Here is a 2,102-nt window from a genome sequence, read left to right as displayed (position 1 = left end):
CGTCGGTCAACATGCCGCGGGCGATCAGCGCGAACAGCCGAGCCGTGCTCGCTGCGCCTTCATAGTTCAGCTTTTCTTTTGTGTCCCGCGGCGTGTGGTAATCTTCGTGGGCGCCGGTGAACGCCGACAAGAAGGGAACATCGCGGGCGACAAAGGCCGAGGCATCGGTCGGCAATCGCGTGCTGGTCTTGTCCAGCGTCAGCGACAGGCCGACGGGCACGTTGCGACGATTGACCAAGGATTCAAACTTGGGCGACGAACCGATTCCCTGGACGACCAGTTTCTCGCGCAGTCGTCCCACCATGTCCAGATTCAGGTACGCGGCGATCGCGGAGGTCAGCGGCGCGGCGTTGGTGGTCATGCCGTGAGCCCGCGCGGCACGCTCGGCCTCTTCATCGATCTCGACTTTGGGGGCATCGGGGTAAAGTGTCTCGAACGATTCGATGAAGGCTTGCGAGCCGAACAGTCCCAGTTCTTCGCCGCTCCAACCGGCGATCACCAGGTCCCGCTTGGCGTTCAACCGTCCGGCCCGTTTTTCGTCTGCCAGGTATTGCGCGATCTCCAGCATCGCCGCGACTCCCGACGCGTTGTCATCGGCACCTTGATGAATCAGATCGCGTTCGTCGTCCTTGGCCAGCGAGTTGCTGCCGGAACCACGCCCCAAGTGGTCGACGTGTGCGCCGACCATCACGAACGGGTATGTGGGGGCGGTGCTATCGCCGGCGGGCAGACGGGCGATCACGTTTCGTCCGGTTCCCGTTTTGCGTTCGATTTCGATCGTCGTGGCGACCTTCGCTCCTTCCAGGATGTAGCCCATCGCCAGCGATCCGTCGTCGAGTTGGGTTTGCTGTTCTTTCAGGTCGCCGTCGGACTCGGAGAACAGTTTGGACGCCATCGCATTGGTGATCGAGATCGCGGCGATGCTGACACCGGCCGAGGCGGTGGAGTCAAAGCGAATCAACTCGTTCTGAACTTTGCTGGTCGGGCCGGCGACGAAGATGATGCCTTTGGCGCCGAGATCGCGGGCGAAGGTCGCTTTGCGGCGCGGCGAGCTGAAACGCGCCAGTTGCTGTCGCCGTTCGGGGGTGATGTCTTGGGGCAAATCTCGAAACACCATCACCCATCGATTGGCCACGTTCAGGTGGACGTAGCTATCGTATTCCGGCGAGTCTTCGCTGGCCGGGACACGCATGCCATAGCCGGCGAAGACGACCTCGGTGGGCTTGATCTGGCCGTCGGCTGAAAACGAAAGCGGACGCCAATCTTCGTTCAAGGTTCCGGTCTGGTCCCCGATGGTGAGCGTGTTGTTGTCGGTCAGTGAGCAACCCGCCGGGAACTGGAACTCATCAAAAAACGTGCCCGATTCGCCGGCCGGGACAAACCCCAAACTTTCCAGGTAAGCGGCGACGTAAGCGGTCGCCCGTCGTTCGCCTTCGGTCCCCGTCAAACGACCTTCCAGTTCCGGACGCGTCAAGTAATCGACGTGGCGGGCGATGTCGGCGGGCGTGAATTGAGGCGATGATTCTTCGGCGGCATCGAGTGCCGCTTGTCGGTCTGCGTCGTCTTGGTCGGTCAATCCCAGGCGTTTGCGGATCTCGGCATCGTTCCAGTTGCCGAGAAAGATCTGTGAACGTTTCTCGGCCGTTCGGTTGCTGGTCCACGCGATGCGGTCGCCGCCGGGCAGGAAGACGGGCAGGCCATCGAATCCATCGGTGTAGGTCACGCGAACGGGTTGCCCCTGGCCATCGGCGCGGACGCAGTAAAGTTCAAAGTTGCCGAAGCCGTGTCGGTTGGTGGTGAAGATCAAGTAGTCGCTGCTGGGATGATAAAAGGGTGCCCAACTCATTGCGCCGATGTCGGTCAAGCGGCGGACGTCGGTGCCGTCGGTGGCCATCGTGTAGATTTCCGCCGTCGTTCCGTCTTCGGAAAATCGTCGCCAGCAGATGCGGGCTCCGTCGGGCGAAAAGAACGGCCCGCCGTCATAGCCATTGACGTCGGTCAACTGGCGGACGTTCGATCCATCGGCGTTCATGATGTACAGGTCGATGAAGTACGACTTGTCGGTCTTCAGCAACTCGGTCTCGCGCGGCGACAGCGTCTCG

1 protein-coding gene is annotated in these 2,102 nt (G+C 61.5%); it reads right to left on the bottom strand.

Translation table 11 applies throughout. The annotated features are described in order from the left end of the window. Positions 1 to 2,102: M28 family peptidase (locus ABX749_RS30755; protein WP_372899398.1), on the bottom strand; the 2,102-nt coding region annotated here is incomplete at both ends.

The sequence above is a fragment of the Stieleria sp. genome (assembly GCF_041595215.1).
Lineage (GTDB): Bacteria > Planctomycetota > Planctomycetia > Pirellulales > Pirellulaceae > Stieleria > Stieleria magnilauensis.
The sequence above is the reverse complement of the archived record's forward strand: the minus strand, read 5'-3'. Positions and strand labels throughout refer to the sequence as shown.